Source organism: Pseudomonas sp. LRF_L74 (genome assembly GCF_965644255.1).
Lineage (GTDB): Bacteria > Pseudomonadota > Gammaproteobacteria > Pseudomonadales > Pseudomonadaceae > Aquipseudomonas.
Window position 1 is genome coordinate 34,056 of sequence record NZ_CBFFRH010000012.1, and the last position, 16,682, is coordinate 50,737.

13 protein-coding genes are annotated in these 16,682 nt (G+C 63.2%); 3 read left to right on the plus strand and 10 right to left on the minus strand.

Going from position 1 to position 16,682, the window contains the following annotated elements; genetic code table 11:
- Positions 1-6: 6 nt before the first annotated feature.
- The 7 genes from ACSZPK_RS23965 to ACSZPK_RS23995 form a co-directional block, all read right to left on the minus strand.
- Entirely contained in the window at positions 7-927 is a 921-nt protein-coding gene (locus tag ACSZPK_RS23965; protein ID WP_437884099.1) for a MerR family transcriptional regulator, read from the minus strand.
- Positions 927-1,877: a YbgA family protein gene (locus tag ACSZPK_RS23970; RefSeq protein ID WP_437884100.1), complete on the minus strand. Its 951-nt coding sequence runs from the start codon at positions 1,875-1,877 to the stop codon at positions 927-929. The genes ACSZPK_RS23965 and ACSZPK_RS23970 overlap by 1 nt, the downstream gene beginning before the upstream one ends.
- 343 nt (positions 1,878-2,220) lie before the next feature.
- Positions 2,221-4,050, minus strand: a complete 1,830-nt coding sequence (locus ACSZPK_RS23975) for an SLC13 family permease (protein ID WP_437884101.1) — start codon at positions 4,048-4,050, stop codon at positions 2,221-2,223.
- 32 nt (positions 4,051-4,082) lie between these two features.
- Entirely contained in the window at positions 4,083-4,379 is a 297-nt protein-coding gene (locus tag ACSZPK_RS23980; RefSeq protein WP_437884102.1) for a winged helix-turn-helix domain-containing protein, read from the minus strand.
- 33 nt (positions 4,380-4,412) lie between these two features.
- On the minus strand, positions 4,413-5,933 hold the full coding sequence (locus tag ACSZPK_RS23985) for an RNA-binding domain-containing protein (protein WP_437884104.1): 1,521 nt from the start codon (positions 5,931-5,933) through the stop codon (positions 4,413-4,415).
- A gap of 238 nt (positions 5,934-6,171) precedes the next feature.
- Entirely contained in the window at positions 6,172-9,018 is a 2,847-nt protein-coding gene (locus ACSZPK_RS23990) for a valine--tRNA ligase (protein WP_437884106.1), read from the minus strand.
- A 69-nt stretch (positions 9,019-9,087) separates the two neighbouring features.
- Positions 9,088-9,975 (minus strand): LysR family transcriptional regulator, encoded by an 888-nt coding sequence (locus tag ACSZPK_RS23995; protein WP_437884107.1) that lies wholly within the window; start codon positions 9,973-9,975, stop codon positions 9,088-9,090.
- Between the two features lie 123 nt (positions 9,976-10,098).
- Between ACSZPK_RS23995 and ACSZPK_RS24000 the strand changes: the two genes are divergently transcribed.
- Positions 10,099-11,748 (plus strand): GMC family oxidoreductase, encoded by a 1,650-nt coding sequence (locus ACSZPK_RS24000; protein WP_437884109.1) that lies wholly within the window; start codon positions 10,099-10,101, stop codon positions 11,746-11,748.
- Between the two features lie 30 nt (positions 11,749-11,778).
- Here the strand turns inward: ACSZPK_RS24000 and ACSZPK_RS24005 are convergent, their stop codons facing one another.
- The 3 genes from ACSZPK_RS24005 to ACSZPK_RS24015 form a co-directional block, all read right to left on the minus strand.
- Positions 11,779-12,234, minus strand: coding sequence for a DNA polymerase III subunit chi (locus ACSZPK_RS24005; RefSeq protein ID WP_437884110.1), 456 nt, complete (start codon positions 12,232-12,234; stop codon positions 11,779-11,781).
- A gap of 75 nt (positions 12,235-12,309) precedes the next feature.
- A complete protein-coding gene (locus tag ACSZPK_RS24010) occupies positions 12,310-12,729 on the minus strand; it encodes a DNA polymerase III subunit chi (protein ID WP_437884111.1) in 420 nt (139 codons plus the stop codon).
- Positions 12,726-14,210 carry a leucyl aminopeptidase gene (locus ACSZPK_RS24015; protein WP_437884112.1) on the minus strand — a complete coding sequence of 495 codons (1,485 nt, stop codon included), beginning with the start codon at positions 14,208-14,210 and terminating at the stop codon, positions 12,726-12,728. The genes ACSZPK_RS24010 and ACSZPK_RS24015 overlap by 4 nt, the downstream gene beginning before the upstream one ends.
- 143 nt (positions 14,211-14,353) lie before the next feature.
- On the opposite strand from ACSZPK_RS24015, the gene lptF reads away from it, so the two are divergent.
- Positions 14,354-15,493 carry an LPS export ABC transporter permease LptF gene (gene lptF / locus ACSZPK_RS24020; RefSeq protein ID WP_437884114.1) on the plus strand — a complete coding sequence of 380 codons (1,140 nt, stop codon included), beginning with the start codon at positions 14,354-14,356 and terminating at the stop codon, positions 15,491-15,493.
- A complete protein-coding gene (gene lptG / locus ACSZPK_RS24025) occupies positions 15,480-16,541 on the plus strand; it encodes an LPS export ABC transporter permease LptG (protein ID WP_437884115.1) in 1,062 nt (353 codons plus the stop codon). The genes lptF and lptG overlap by 14 nt, the downstream gene beginning before the upstream one ends.
- Positions 16,542-16,682 lie beyond the last annotated feature (141 nt).

Below are 16,682 nucleotides of genomic sequence, written 5' to 3' on the forward strand. Positions count from 1 at the left end.
AATCCTTCATTCGCTGAACAGACCCAGTTCCTGCAAGCGCAACTGGAGGGCGAGTGGGTCGTTGGCCCGGTGCAGCCCCGTCAATTCCTGCAAGGCCTGCTGGTGGATATGGCTGGCCGGGCCGGCGAGAATCAGCGGCGCCTGGTCGGCTCGCAGCAATTGCGGCAGGTCGCGCTGGATGTAGCGATCCTCCAGTTGCTGGCTGGCGTAGAGCACCAGTGCGCGCGGGGCGAGGTGTTCCTGCGCCACGGCCAGCTCGCTGGCTGACAGCGGCCCCTCGATCACCTGCACCGGGCATTCGGCGCTGGTGGTCAGCCAGGCGCTCAGCCACAGCCCGGCTTCCATCGACCGCGAGCCGATACCGACCAACAGCAGAGGCGCGCCGCTGGCCTGGCGCCTGGCGTGCTGGATACGCGCCCCGAGCTTGCTGCGCAGCCAGGTGTGGAAGAACGCTTGCTCCAGTTGCAGGCCCAGAGCCTGCTGGCGCCAGCGCTGGTCCAGTTCGTCGAGCAGTGGCAACAGCAAGTGTTCACACAAGGTGCGCGGCGGGTAGAGCGAGGTCAGGCGGTTGAAGGCCTCTTCGAGGGCGCGCTCGGCCTGCTGGGCGATGCACTGCAGCAGGCTGTCGCGCCGCTGCTGCCAGTCGCCGTCTTCGTTGCGTGGTTGTGTTTGCGGCGCGCGCTCTTCGAGCAGATCGCGTACCTGGCTCACTGCGACGCCACGGTCGAGCCAACTGAGAATCGCCTGGATGCGCTGTACGTGTTCCGGCGAGTACAGGCGGTGGCCTTTCGGCGTGCGGTAGGGCACCACCAAGCCATAGCGACGCTCCCAGGCGCGCAGGGTGACGGGGTTGATCCCGGTGGTTCGGGCGACTTCACGAATCGGCAGGTAGCCCTGTGCGATCGCGTCTTGGTAATCGAGGCTCATCAGATGGAATTCCGCAGGCTGAGAGTTTCCGGATGCGGCTGCAGGTAAACCTGCTCGGCGATATAGCGGTCCGGGTGGCGGCGGAAGTAGTGCTTGAGCAGGGTGATGGGCACCACCAGCGGCACTATTCCGCTTCGATATTGTTCGATCAGCAGGCCAAGCTCGTGCTTTTCCTCCCGGCCGATCACCCGCTTCAGGTAACCGGCCAGGTGCTGCAGCACGTTGCTGTGGGTGCCACGTGTGGCGCATTTGCTCAAGGCCCGCATCAGCTGGCTGAAGTAACGCGGGGCGAATGCCTGGAGATCGTGTTCGCCAAGGTCGCCGAGCTGGCGGCCAAGTGCTTTGTATTGCTCGGGATGGTGGGCCAGCAGCTGGTATTTATGGCGAGCGTGGAAGTCGGTCAGGGCCGCTCGGGTGAGCCCGTTGGCCAGTACCTGTTGCCAGTCGGCGTAGGCATAGACGCGAGCGAGGAAGTTCTCGCGCAACACGGGGTCGTTGAGGCGGCCTTCCTCTTCTACCGGCAGATCCGGGCGATGTTCGCAGAAGGCTCTGGCATACAGGCCGCGACTGCCAGCGTCGGCCGGATAGCCATTGGCCTGGTAGACCTTGACTCGATGCAGGCCGCAGGACGGTGACTTCTGCATGAAGATATAGCCACACAGGTCATTCATCTTGTTCGCCATCAGCGCGCCATAGCCGAGCAGCGCATCGCTGACGTCGCAGTCCGGGTTACGCGTGCCGACCGCGCGCGGTGCTTCGGGGGCGCCGACCAGGCGAATGGCTTCGCGTGGCGTGCCCAAACCAATGGCGACTTCAGGGCACACCGGCACCAGTTGAAAGTGCTCGCTCAGCGTATGGCTGCACAGGCGCGATTCCTTGTGCCCGCCGTTGAAGCGCACGGGTTCACCGAGCAGGCAGGCACTGATACCCAGCTTGAGAGGAACGCCCATGACCACCTCCGCGAATACTTGTACAAGAAGATCGTTCTTGTACAAGAAAGCACGGGATGGGAAAGTTGTACAGGATTTTTAGTTTGTACAGGTTTTTGAAAAGAACGCTCAGAACCTGTTCACGATCTTTTCGAGCTTTTTCGAATGGCTACTTCGAGGCAATTGCGGACGTTCGTTCTTCCGTCATTCCCGCGAAGGCGGGAACCCAAATAAAAAGCGCTTCTGGGTTCCCGCCTTCGCGGGAATGACGGCTAAACACACCGCGTAATAATGCTCACCGTACGAACGTCCGCTCCTGCCTCAAAGCGGCCAAAAGAGCTAACCCGAGATCGTGAGCAGGTTCTCAGAAGGGAAAGCACCATGGAATCAGCAATACGCTGACCAGCATCACCAGCACGGTGAAGGGCACGCCAACCCGCACGAAGTCACCGAAACGATAGCGGCCTGGCGTCATCACCAGCGTGTTCACCGGCGAGGACACCGGGGTCATGAACGCTGCCGAAGCGGCGAGGGCGACAGTCATGGCGAAGGGCAGAGGCGACATGCCGAGGCTTTGGGCGGTCGCGATGGCGACCGGGGCCATGAGCACGGCGGTTGCGGTATTGGACACGAACAGGCCGATCACTGCGGTGAGCACGAACAGGCAGGCGAGGATTGCGTGCGGACCCGCGTCGCCCAGCAATGCCACTAAGCCATGCACCGCCAGATCGACACCGCCGGTCTGTTGCAATGCCTGGGCGAACGGCAGCATGCCGGCGATCAGGATCAGGGTCGGCCAGTGGATGGAGCGGTAGGCGCTATCCAGGTCGATGCAGCGGAATGCGCCCATCAGCAGGCAGGCAATCAAGGCGGCCAGTACATTGGGGACCACGCCGCTGATCATCAGGCCGATCATCACCGCCACGCTGAGTAACGCGTAAGGCGCCTTGCGAATGGCGGGTGCGATCTCGTCCACTTCCACTGGCAGGCCGAGTACCAGGAAGTCGCGAGTCTGTTGTTGCAGGCGGTGAATGTATTTCCATTCGCCAGCCACCAGCATGCTGTCGGCTGCGCGCAGGGTTTCGTCGACCAGTACGCCTTCGATGGCCCGACCCTGGCGGCGCAGGCCGACCAGGTTGAGGCGATGGCGGCTACGGAAGGCGATCTCTTGAACGGTCTTGCCAGCCAAGTGCGATTCCGGTGGCAGCACCACTTCGGCCAGGCCCAACTGGTGTGAGTGGCGCGAGTAGTACGAGGCGTTCAACTGCAACGGTTCGAGGCCTAGTTCCTCATAAATGCCGAGCAGGCCAATCGCGGGGCTGGCCAGGTCCACCAGGAGCACGTCGCCGACTTGCAACTGGGTGCTGCCGGTCGCCATCAGCAGCAACGAGCGAAACTGCTGCTGGCGCTCTACGGCAATCACATTGATGCCGTGCTGGCGGCGCAGTGCCAGTTCGTCGAGAACCTGGCTGGCCAGCGATGAACCGGCTTTTACCTGCAAGCGTCGCTCGCGTTCACCGAGCCGGTAATTGCGTGACAGATCGGCGAGGGTCGGGCGTGCCGCTGTGCCGCTCGTCGAGTCGTCGTCACGCTGCAACCAGTGGCGCACGAGGAGCATGTAGCCAATGCCGAGAATCAGCACCGGCAGACCGATCATGGTCGGGCTGAAGAAGCCAAAACCTTGCAGGCCAGCGCGCAGCAGTTCGGCATGGACCACCAGATTGGGTGGCGTCGCGACCAGGGTCAGCATGCCGCTGATCAAGCCGGCGAAGGCCAGCGGCATCATCAGCCGGGTGGGCGACAGGCGCAGGCGCGCGGCAACGCTGATCACTACCGGAATGAAGATCGCGACCACGCCGGTGGAACTCATCACTGAACCGAGGCCGGCCACGGCCAGCATCAGCAGAGTGATCAGGCGTACTTCGCTGTTGCCGGCACGAGCCGCCAGCCAGTCACCCAGGCGATAGGCGATCCCGGTGCGTACCAGGCCGTCGCCAATCACGAACAGCGCCGCGATCAGCACCACGTTGGCATCGCCGAAACCGGACAGGGCCTGCTGGATGTCGATGACTCCAGACAGTGGCAGGGCAACCAGCACCAGCAGGCCGACGGCATCCATGCGCGGTTTGTTGAGAGCGAACAGGGCGACCGTGCCGAATAGCAGGGCGAGGACCAGAAGCAGTTGGGGATTCATATCGTCTCCATTGGCCAGCCGACGCCAATGTCTCAGGGATAACCCAGCAGTGTCTTGATCCTGTCCTGGTGGGCCGCGACCCAGGAGCGATCAATCGGGCCCCAGTCGCGGATGGTGTAGTGGCCCGCGTTGTTGCGTGCGCCGCCCTCCTGGACGAACTCGCACTCGATATCCAGTTCGCCAAGGGCCGTGAGCGTGTCTTGAGCGGTACGCCGGGGCATGCCGGTGGCTTCCAGCAGGGCTGGCACGCTGGTGGCCGCGCCGCTGTCGATCAGCCAGGCGACGTAGAGGCGACGATAGAAACTGGTCTTGGTCTTGCTGACGTCCATGGGGGATTCCGTGAAAAAGTGGCGACCTGTAGCTCAGGCGTTTTCCCCATCGACCACTTCCCAGTGGCCACTGCGGGGATTGCCGATACGGCGCAACGCTCCAGTGGACTTGAGCTTGTCGATGTAGGTAAGGATGGTGCGCTTGGACACCCCGAGTTGCTCACCGAGTGCACGGGTGGAGAGATTGGGCTCCGCCTTGAGTCGTTGCAGGATGGTCGCACTGATCGCAGCGGTGTTGATCGGTGAAGCAATCGGTGAAGCAATCGGTGAAGCAATCGGTGAAGCAATCGGTGAAGCAATCGGTGAAGCAATCGGTGAAGCCGTACTGGGCCAGAGCAACTCCAGTCGGGTCTGCTCATAGGGTTCAAGATCGTCGACCAGCAGCAACTGCCCGCCGATGCTGTCCCAGCCCTGGCGAATCTTCGGCAATCCAGAGCCCGCGCGCTCGCCCAGGCCGATCAGCAGGAACATCTGGTGCAGCGTGCGATTGCGACAGTCGCTTTCACCGCCCTGCAGGGCCAGGTTGGCTTGTACGCGCATCAGGCCGGGGTTGCGGAAAAGGAAGCCGTCGTCACGTTTGACGATCAGGATAGAGGCATGATCCGAGTAGTCGGCATGTACGAGGGTGTTCACCAATGCTTCACGCAGGGATTGGTGAAGCAACGTTTCGTCCTGGCGCACTTGCCCCTTCAGGGCGAAGGGAACCTTCAGGTCGGCGACCAGCCTGCCCACGACCCTGCGATAGAAATCGAACAGGTTGCCTGACCAACTGCCATCTGGCACCAGGCGGTCCAGCCAGCGGGTCTGGGTGTCTTCCTCGCCCTGTTCGCGATAGTCGAGGAAGTAGTAGGGCAGGGCCTCCTGCAGCGCCGGCCAGTTGCCGAACATCAACAGCCCCGCCACGGTCAGGCCTTGAGCATCGGTTTCGCGCTCGCGCCGCCAGCCGCCGATGGCCTTGAGGAAGGCCAGGTCGTCGAGTGCCAGCCAGGGATGATCGCGCCGGTGGCTGGCGAGCATGCTTCGGTACGCATGCAGGCTCGTCATGTTCAGTTCGTCCAGGCCGAAGCCGGAAAGAATGCGCACGTCGCGGCTTTCTTCGACCTGCTCGGCGAGCATGCGCTTGACCGTCTCGTCATCGCAGCGACGGTCACCTTCGTGCAGGCGTCGGTAGGTATTTCCGAACGGATTGCCGTTCAGGTAGACCGGTTTCTGTTTGCGTGAGGCTGCCGGCACTTCGATACGGATGATCGTGCCTTCGGCGGTCGGCACGCAGCGTACGTGTCGATCCTCAAGCAGGTTGGCACTGACTTTCTGCCGGTTGTTCAGGGTGTCGAACAGGGCCTTGAGGATACGCTCGGGTTTTTCCACCCCGTGTATTTCCCGGCGCCCGTTACGTTCCTTGATACCCAGCAAGACCAACCCGCCGTGGGTATTGGCGAAAGCGCTGTAGGTGCTCCAGAAGTCTTCGGGCAGGCGGCCCTTGCCATCCGCGCCTGCGGCCAGTTTGCACTCGCGATCTGCGGATTCGTGCAGTTCCAGGTCGTCGATATTCATCGGCTCATTCCTTGTCCTGTTTCAACGCCGGCACGTTCCTTCGGCCGTTGCGCTTCGGGTTGGCGGAGTGTAGCGCGGAACGATGCGGGCTCGAAGTGCGATGGCGGCGGAGTAGAACTGCCGCGCCTGGCGGGGCGGGTATCAGGTGGATATTCACCTCGGCGAGGTTGCGCAGGCTGCGCGGCACGCTCATCCGTGACTGCATGAAAAAGGCCCGCGCTGGGCGGGCCTCTTCTTGTTACAGGCTGGCGATCTTGCCGCGCTGCTCGACCAGCTTGGCCAGGGCCTGTTCGGCTTCGGCCAGCTTGGCGCGTTCCTTGTCCAGCACTTCGGCTGGCGCCTTGGCGACGAAGCCTTCGTTGGCCAGCTTGCCGCCGACCCGCTTGACCTCGCCATCCAGGCGCTGGATTTCCTTGTCCAGGCGCGCCAGTTCGGCGTCCTTGTCGATCAGGCCGGCCATCGGCACCAGCACCTGCATGTCGCCGACCAGGGTGGTCGCGGACATCGGTGCTTCTTCGCCGTCGGCGAGGATGCGCACCGATTCGAACTTGGCCAGCTTGTTCAGCAGCGGCGCGTTCTCGGTCAGGCGGCGCAGGTCTTCGGCATTGGCGTTGGCCAGGACCACGTCGATGCGCTTGGCCATGGAAATCTTCATCTCGCCACGGATCTGCCGCACGCCGAGCATCAGCGTCTTGACCCACTCGATGTCACCTTCGGCGCTCGCGTCGATGCGGCTCTCGTTGGCCACCGGCCAGGGTTGCAGCATCAGCGTGTCACCGCTGACACCGGCCTGCGCCTTGATGCGCTGCCAGATTTCCTCGGTGATGAACGGCATGAACGGATGGGCCAGGCGCAGGATCACCTCCAGCACGCGAACCAGGGTGCGGCGGGTGCCGCGCAGGCGCTCGGCCGGGGCGTTTTCGTCCCACAGCACCGGCTTGACCAGTTCCAGGTACCAGGAGCAGTACTCGTCCCAGACGAACTCGTACAGCGCCTGGGTCGCCAGGTCGAAGCGGAAGGTGTCGAGGTGTCGGGTGACGTCGCTTTCGGCGCGTTGCAGGCGGCTGATGATCCAGCGGTCGGCAGCGGACAGTTCCACCGGAGCGCCGGCCGCCTCTTCACCGTTGACGCCGGTGTCCTTGCCATCGGTGTTCTCGATGACGAAGTTGGCGGCGTTCCACAGCTTGTTGCAGAAATTGCGGTAGCCCTCGACGCGGCCCATGTCGAACTTCACGTCGCGGCCTGTGGTGGCCAGCGAGCAGAAGGTGAAGCGCAGGGCGTCGGTGCCGTAGCTGGCGATGCCTTCGGGGAACTCGGCCTTGGTCTGCTTGGCGATCTTCTCGGCCAGCTTGGGCTGCATCATGCCGCTGGTGCGTTTGGCCAGCAGGGTTTCCAGGTCGATGCCATCGACGATGTCCAGTGGGTCAAGGACGTTGCCCTTGGACTTCGACATCTTCTGGCCCTGGCCGTCGCGCACCAGGCCGTGGACGTAGACGGTCTTGAACGGGATTTGCCCGGTCAGGTGGGTGGACATCATGATCATCCGGGCGACCCAGAAGAAGATGATGTCGAAGCCGGTGACCAGCACGTCGGTGGGGTGGAAGGTCTTGAGGAAGTCGGTCTGCTCGGGCCAGCCGAGGGTGGAGAACGTCCACAGGCCGGAGCTGAACCAGGTGTCGAGCACGTCATCGTCCTGACGCAGGGCGCGGTCGCCGAGATCGTACTTCTCGCGTACTTCCGCCTCGTCGCGGCCGACGAAGACGTTGCCGGCCTGGTCGTACCACGCCGGAATGCGATGGCCCCACCACAGTTGGCGGCTGATGCACCAGTCCTGGATGTCGCGCATCCAACTGAAATACATGTTCTCGTACTGCTTGGGCACGAACTGGATTTCACCACTCTCGACCACGGCGATGGCTTTCTCGGCCAGCGGTTTGGTGGAGACGTACCATTGATCGGTCAGCCACGGCTCGATGATGGTGCCGGAACGGTCACCCTTCGGCACTTTCAGCGCGTGGTCTTCGATCTTTTCCAGCAGGCCCAGTTGCTCGAAGGCGGCGACGATGCGTTTGCGCGCCTCGAAGCGGTCCAGCCCGGCGTATTCGGCCGGCAGGCCGGAGTCGATCAGGGCGTTGACGCTGCCATCGATGTTGAAGATCTGCGCGCCCGGCAGGACGGCGGCGTCCTTGTCGAAGATGTTGATCAGCGGCAGGTTGTGGCGCTTGCCGACTTCGTAGTCGTTGAAGTCGTGGGCCGGGGTGATCTTCACGCAGCCGGTGCCGAATTCAGGATCGCAATAGTCGTCGGCGATGATCGGGATGCGGCGGCCTACCAGGGGCAGCTCGACGTACTTGCCGATCAGCTTCTTGTAGCGCTCGTCGTCCGGGTGCACGGCGACGGCGGCGTCACCGAGGGCGGTTTCCGGGCGGGTGGTGGCGACGATCAGGTAGCTCTGGCCTTCGGCGGTCTTCTCGCCATCCGCCAGCGGGTAGCGTAGGTTCCACAGGTGGCCTTTCTCGTCGTGGTTTTCCACTTCGAGGTCGGAGATCGCGGTGTGGAACTTGGTGTCCCAGTTGACCAGGCGCTTGCCGCGGTAGATCAGGCCGTCTTCATGCAGGCGCACGAAGGCTTCCTTGACCGCTTCGGACAGGCCGTCGTCCATGGTGAAGCGCTCGCGCGACCAGTCCACCGAGGAGCCGAGGCGACGGATCTGGCGGGTGATGGTGCCGCCGGATTCGTTCTTCCACTCCCAGACCTTTTCCAGGAATTTTTCGCGGCCTAGGTCGTGACGGTCGATGCCCTGGGCGGCGAGCTGGCGCTCAACCACCATCTGGGTGGCGATACCGGCGTGGTCGGTACCGGGTTGCCACAGGGTGTTGCGACCCTGCATGCGGCGGAAACGAATCAGCGCGTCCATGATCGCGTTGTTGAAGCCGTGGCCCATGTGCAGGCTGCCGGTCACGTTCGGCGGCGGGATCATGATGGTGTAGGGTTCGCCGGAACCTTGCGGGGCGAAGTAACCCTTCGCCTCCCAGTTCTCGTACAGAGGCGTTTCGATGGCGTGGGGCTGGTAGGTCTTGTCCATGAGTGCGGCGGGACCCTATAGGCAACTGAGCGGAAAAGCGGGCGAGTATAACAAAGTCGTCATGCGGGATCAGGCGCCTAACAGTACCTCTTGCTCACGCTCGCAAAGCTCGACGAGATAATCCCAGACCACTCGCAGACGCACCGAACGGTGCAGCTCACGCCGCGTGCACAGCCAGTAGCTGCGCTGGATCGCCAGGTCCGGTAGCAGGCAGCGCAGGTTCGGGTCGTTGTCGCCGATGTAGCGGGGCAGCACGGCGATGCCCAGGCCGGAGCGCGCGGCCTGGTGTTGGGCGATCACGCTGGTGCTGCGCAGGATCACAGTGGGATTGCGACAGAAGCTGTCGAGGAACATCAGCTCCTGGCTGAACAGCAGGTCGTCGACGTAGCCGATCCAGGCGTGATTGGCGAGGTCATCTCGGTCACGCAGTGGTGGCGCTTTTTCCAGGTACTGCTCGGTGGCATACAGCGCCAGGCGGTAGTCGCTGAGCTTGCGGGTGACCAGCAGATCGGCGTTGGGCCGCTCCAGGTGAATGCTGATTTCCGCCTCGTGATTGAGGATGCCGACGAAGCGAGGCACTGCCACCAGCTCGACTTCCAGGCCAGGATGGCGTTCGAACAGCTCGCCCAGGCGCGAGGCGAGGAACATTACCCCGAGCCCTTCGGTCACGCCCAGGCGCACCTTGCCCAGCGGCGTGCGCGACTGGGTCAGTTCCTCCTGCGCGAGCAGGGCGACTTCTTCCATGGCTTGGGCATGTTTGAGCAGGGCCTGGCCGGCCGGGGTGAGGTCGTAGCCCTGGGCATGCTGGATGAACAGCGCGCTGCCGAGTTGTCGTTCGATAGCCTGGATGTGGCGGGCCACGGTGGCGTGGCTGGTGTTCAGGCGTTTGGCCGCGGTGAGCAGGCGGCCACTGCGCTGCAGCTCGAGGAAGTAGCGCAGATCGTTCCAGTCGAACACGGCTGTCACTCCATGGGTTGTTCAAAAACGCACAGCGGGTGGGTGAAAACAACTGTTTGTCATTCGAAAACTAACCAATAGGATCGAAACCAACAAGAACGATAAATACAGACGAGGTATTCCATGCTGCCCGAAAGCCTTGAATACGATTACGTGGTCGTCGGTGCCGGTCCTGCCGGTTGCTTGCTGGCGAACCGCCTGTCCGCCAATCCACGGCACCGCGTGCTGCTGTTGGAAGCTGGCGGCAACGACAACTATCCCTGGATTCATATTCCCGTTGGCTACCTGTTCTGCATTGGCAATCCGCGCACCGACTGGTGTTTCAAGACCGAGCAACAGGATGGCCTGGGTGGTCGCGCGCTGAGCTACCCGCGCGGCCGGGTGCTGGGCGGCTGTTCATCGATCAACGGCATGATCTACATGCGCGGCCAGGCAGCCGACTATGATCGCTGGGCCGCTGCTGGTAATCGGGGCTGGGGCTGGCGCGACGTGCTGCCGTTGTTCCGTCAGTGCGAGAATCATTTCGACGGTGAGAGCGCCTTGCATGGTGGCAAGGGCGAGTGGCGGGTCGAGCGCCAGCGGCTGTCCTGGGAAATCCTCGATGCCTTCCGTGAGGCCGCGGCACAGAACGGTATCGCTGCCGTGGATGATTTCAACGGCGGCGATAACGAGGGCTGTGGCTATTTCCAGGTCAACCAGCGTGCGGGCATTCGCTGGAATGCCTCCAAGGCGTTTCTCCGTCCGGCACGAAAGCGCAGCAACCTCACGGTGTTGACCGGCGTGGAAGTGGACAAGGTGTTGCTGGCGCAGGGCCGAGCGGTGGCGGTCAGTGCGCGCTGGCAAGATGCCGAGCGGCAGTTCCGCGCCCGCCGCGAAATCATCCTCTGTGCTGGCGCCATCGGTTCGCCGAGCATCCTGCAGCGTTCGGGCATCGGCCCTCGTGCATTGTTGCAGCGCCTGGGCATCGGCGTGCGTCACGAACTGGCGGGGGTCGGCGCCAACCTGCAGGACCATCTGCAACTGCGCCTGATCTACAAGATCAACGGTACCCGCACGCTCAACCAGATCGCCGGCAGCCTGTGGGGCAAGATGGCCATGGGCATGCAGTACCTCTATAACCGTGGCGGGCCGCTGTCGATGGCGCCCAGCCAACTCGGTGCTTTCGCCCGCTCGGGGCCGGAGCAGGCCACCGCCAACCTGGAGTATCACGTCCAACCCTTGTCGCTGGACCGTTTCGGCGAGCCGCTGCACAGCTTTCCCGCGTTCACCGCCTCGGTGTGTGATCTACGACCTCGCAGCCGTGGGCAGGTGGCTATCCGTTCCCATGATCCGCGCGAGGCGCCGCTCATCGACCCCAATTACCTGTCTGACCCGGAGGACCTGCGGGTCGCCGCTGATGCCATCCGCCTGACCCGGCGCATCGTCTGTGCTCCGGCGCTGCGCGCCTTCGGGCCTGAAGAATACTTGCCGGGACCGTCGCTGCAGAGTGAAGAGGAATTGCACGAGGCGGCTTCGCGTATCGGTACGACCATCTTCCATCCGGTCGGCACCTGCCGCATGGGCCGGGATGCGTTGGCGGTGGTCGACGACGAACTGTGTGTTCAGGGCGTCCCGGGGCTGCGTGTCGCCGATGCCTCGATCATGCCGACCATCGTTTCCGGCAACACCTGTTCACCCACAGTGATGATCGCGGAGAAGGCCGCTAGCCTGATTCTCAAGGCGCAAGAAAGGTCGCCGGAGCCAGTAGTGGCGCAACAGGCGGTGGCGTCCTGAATACGTACACCACCAGCGCTTTACTGGATATTAATTACGCCGTTGGGCGATCAGGCGATCCAGCCGGGCATCGAGACGGCGGCGCAGCTCGGCTTCGATCTGCGGCACGAAATCGTCGATCACATCCTGCAGGATCAGTTGCGCAGCAGACCGCAGTTCGCCATCGAGGCGACGCAGTTCGCCGACGCCCTGGGCATTCAGGCTGCGCTGCAACGATTCGCTGATGTCGGGCGTCGCTGCCTGGGCCGGTGGCGCAGGGCGAACGGGCGCTGGAGTGCTGGCGGCAGGCGGCGCCGGAAGCGGAGCAGGTGGATTGGGTGCGGACGGCCCGGGCTCGATGACGTCATCGAGCAGCGGGATCTGAACGTCGTCATCCAACTGCTCGGTCAGCAATGGCGGCTCCAGGCCGTCGTTCTCCAGCAATTGGCGAATGGTTTCGAGGTCGTCCAGCAGGTGGCCGGGTTTCGTCGGTTTGGGGGTGTCCATGGGTTCAGAAGCCTGTTTGCGGTTCACCGGGCGGCCGGCGAGAAAGGCGGATGCATGAAGGGACGAACGACAGGGTTACAACTCGACCCGCTTGGGATCATAGCCCTTCTGCCGATAGAGCCGGAAATTCTCCCGGCACAGGGCCAGCAGTTCGGGTTCCTGGTTGACGATCTCGATGATCCGAGTGAACTTTCCGAGGTGCGGTGACAGCGCCGGATGCAGGTTGATCAACAGGCCGTTGTCGGCTTCAGGCTGCTCGTCCAGGCCTATCACCACCGGTGCCAGCGGATCGCTGGCATGCAGGTCGTGGGGTACGAAGGCATCGCCCTTGAACGTCCACAGCAGATCATCCAGTGTCTCGCACTGGGCACTGTCCGCGCCGCGCAGGAAAACCTGCATGCCGGCGCGCCAGGCCTTCAACGCCAACTGGCAGGCCGCGCGCTGGCGGTCTGCCGTGTTGCTGGTGGAGAGAACGTAGAACTCGACTCGCGTCACTTGACCCGATCCAGCAGGTATTGGGTCAGCAGCGGAACCGGGCGACCGGTGGCGCCTTTATCCTTGCCACCGCTGATCCAGGCGGTGCCGGCCACGTCCAGGTGTGCCCACTTGAAGCTCTTGGCGAAGCGCGAGAGGAAGCACGCCGCGGTGATGGTGCCGGCCTTGGGGCCACCGATGTTGGCAATGTCGGCAAATGGACTGTCAAGCTGCTCCTGGTATTCGTCGAACAGCGGCAGTTGCCAGGCGCGGTCGTCGGCGAACTGGCCGGCCTTGAGTACGTCCTGGATCAGGTCGTCGTCGTTGCCCAGCAGGCCGGAGGCATTGCTGCCCAGGGCGACGATGCAGGCGCCGGTCAGGGTGGCGATGTCGATCACCGTTTGTGGCTTGAAGCGTTCGGCGTAGGTCAGGGTGTCGCACAGCACCAGGCGGCCCTCGGCGTCGGTGTTGAGGATTTCCACGGTCTGGCCGCTCATGGTCGTGACGATGTCGCCCGGACGCGTCGCGCTGCCGCTCGGCATGTTCTCGGCACAGGCCAGCAGGCAGACCAGGTTGATCGGCAGTTGCAGTTCGAGTACCGCGCGCAGGGTGCCGAACACGCTGGCGGCTCCGCCCATGTCGTACTTCATTTCGTCCATGGCGGCAGCAGGCTTGATGCTGATGCCGCCGGTGTCGAAGGTGATGCCCTTGCCGACCAGGGCGTAGGGCTGCTCGCCTTTCTTGCCGCCGTTGTACTGCATGACGATCATGCGCGGCGGTTGCTCGCTGCCCTGGGCGACGGCGAGGAAGGCACCCGCGCCCAGCTCCTTGAGCTTCTTCTCGTCGAGGATGTCGACCTTGAGGTTCTTGTGCGCCTTGCCCAGGGCCTTGGCCTGCTCGGCCAGGTAGACCGGGTTGCACAGGTTGGGCGGCAGGTTGCCGAGGTCCTTGGTGAAGGTGGTGCCGGCGACGATGGCGCGGGCGTGCAGGCTGGCGCGCTCGACCTCGGCCACTTCAGCCTTGTCGACGACCAGGGTGATCTTCTTCAGGGCCTTGGGTTCGGCTTTCTTGCTCTTGAACCGATCGAACACGTAGGCGCCATCGGCCAGGGTTTCCACCAGCAGGCGCGCCTTGCCGTAGGCATCGCGGCCCTTCACGGCCAGCTCGCCCAGGGCGATCAGCGCGTCGCCGCCGGCCAGGCTTTTCAATACGCCATGGGCCGATGCAACCAGTTTGCGAAATTGACGGTCCGATAGCTCTCCCTGGCCGCTGCCGACCAGCAGCACGCGCTCGGCCTTGAGGCCCGGCACGCTGTGCAGCAACAGGGTCTGGCCCGGCTTGCCGGTCAGGTCGCCGCGCTTGAGCACGGCGCTGATGGCGCCAGCGCTGGCCTTGTCGACGGCCTGGGCGATGTTGCCGAGCTTGCGCCCTTCACCGACCGGGATCACCAGGGTGGCGGTCTTCTGGGTTTCTGGACGAATGCTTTTTACGAGGAATTCCATGGTGAGCTGTCCCCAAGACAAAGAGTCGGGTTTAACGGATAATGCCCGCTATTTTTTCGTGGGCCTGCCGATGTGCGGGTCCGGCCAGTGGCCGGCTAGTTTGAGCGTAGCCGCCTGAGCCTGACAACCCTGGAGTGTCTGGTTTGATCCTGTTCCGTTATCTATCCCGCGAGCTGTTGATCACCATGAGCGCGGTAAGTGCCGTATTGCTGGTGATCATCATGAGCGGTCGCTTCATCAAGTACCTGGCGCAAGCGGCGCAGGGGCTGCTCGATCCGAGCGTGCTGTTCCTGATCATGGGCTACCGGATGCCCGGCTTCCTGCAACTGATCCTGCCGCTGGGGTTGTTCCTCGGCATCCTGCTGGCGTACGGACGTCTGTACCTGGACAGCGAGATGACCGTGCTCACCGCCACCGGCATGAGCAACCGCCGCCTGCTCGCCTACACCATGGCGCCAGCCGCTCTGGTCGCACTGCTGGTGGCTTGGCTGAGCCTGAGCCTGGCGCCCCAGGGGGTGACCCAGGTCGGCCGGATTCTCAACCAGCAGGACACCCTGAGCGAGTTCGATACCCTGGAGCCCGGGCGTTTCCAGTCGATGAAGAATGGCTCGCGGGTCACCTATACCGAGAAACTGTCGGCGGACCGCGCCGAGCTTGCAGGCGTGTTCATTTCCGAGAAGCGCGAGCGCAGCGGCGCCGACGGCAAGAGCAAGAAAGAGCCCGCCATCACCGTGCTGGTGGCGGAGAAGGGGCATCAGCAAATCAAGCCCGACGGCAGCCGTTACCTGATCCTGGAGAATGGCTATCGCTATGACGGCAACCCGGGCCAGGCCGACTACCGCGCGATCCAGTACGAGACCTACGGCATCCTGCTGCCCAAGCCCAGTGCGGCGGTCGAGGTCAGCGAGCGCGAGGCGATTCCCACCCGCGAACTGTTCGCCAGTAAGGATGCCCGGCACCAGGCCGAGCTGCAGTGGCGCTTCTCGATTCCGCTGCTGGTGTTCATCGTGACCCTGATGGCAGTGCCGCTGGCCAGGGTCAATCCGCGCCAGGGACGTTTCCTCAAGTTGCTGCCAGCGATCCTGCTGTACATGGCCTATCTGGGCGTATTGATCGCGATTCGCGGCCAGTTGGACAAGGGCAAGCTGCCGCCGAGCCTCGGCATGTGGTGGGTACACCTGCTGTTCCTGCTGGTCGGCCTCGGTCTGTTCCTGTGGGAACCGTTGAAACTCAAGCTGGCAAGTCGCCGCGCAATCAAAGGGGTGGCTCATGTCCAGGCTTGATCGTTACATCGGCGCCAGTGTGTTCATGGCCATCCTTGCCGTGCTCGGTGTCATCTCCGGGCTGGCCCTGCTGTTCGCCTTCATCGACGAATTGGGCGACCTCAGCGGCTCCTACGGCACGCTCGATGCGCTGATCTACGTGCTCTACACCGCGCCCCGGCGGATCTACGACATGCTGCCGATGGCGGCTTTGATCGGCTGTCTGATCGGCCTTGGCAGCCTGGCCAGTAGCAGTGAGCTGACCATCATGCGGGCGGCCGGAATCTCAGTCGGGCGTATCGTCTGGGCGGTGATGAAGCCCATGCTGGTGCTGATGGTGGTCGGTATCCTGATCGGCGAGTACCTGGCGCCGTGGAGCGAGAACCAGGCCCAGGCCGGTCGCTCGCTGGCCCAAGGTGGTGGTGTGGCCCAGAGTTCCAAACATGGCATGTGGCACCGCCAGGGCCAGGAGTTCGTGCACATCAACTCGGTCCAGCCCAATGGCGTTCTGTACGGCGTGACTCGCCAACAGTTCGACGATCAGCGTCATCTGCAGGCTTCGAGCTTTGCCAAGAAAGCCTCCTACCAGGGCGACCGCTGGTTGCTTGAGGGTGTGACCACCACCCAACTCAAGGGCGACCATACCGAAGTGGTCAATGAGGCCCGTGTGAATTGGGACGTGCAACTGGCGCCTCAACTGCTCGGCACCCTGGTAATGGAGCCGGAGTCGCTATCGGTGACGGGCTTGTGGAGCTATATCCATTATCTGGGCGACCAGGGGCTGAACAATCGCAGCTACTGGCTGGCCTTCTGGACCAAGGTCCTGCAGCCGCTGGTCACCGCAGCCCTGGTGCTGATGGCGATTTCCTTCATCTTCGGCCCGTTGCGTTCGGTTACCCTTGGACAGCGTATCTTTACCGGTGTACTGGTAGGGTTCATTTTCCGTATTGGCCAGGAGTTGCTCGGCCCTTCGAGCCTGGTGTTCGGTTTCTCGCCGTTGCTGGCGGTAACCGTACCCGCGTTGATCTGCGCGATAGCGGGCTTCTACCTGCTGAGAAAAGCGGCCTGACGTCTATCGTGGAGGGCTGAGGCAAATGTCGCCTGGCCCATCCGATCACCGCATGGCACCGTCGAGGTTTCAGCCTGAATGGCTGTATCGAGGCAACTGCGGACGTTCGTTATCCCTCCGTCATTCCCGCGAAGGCGGGAA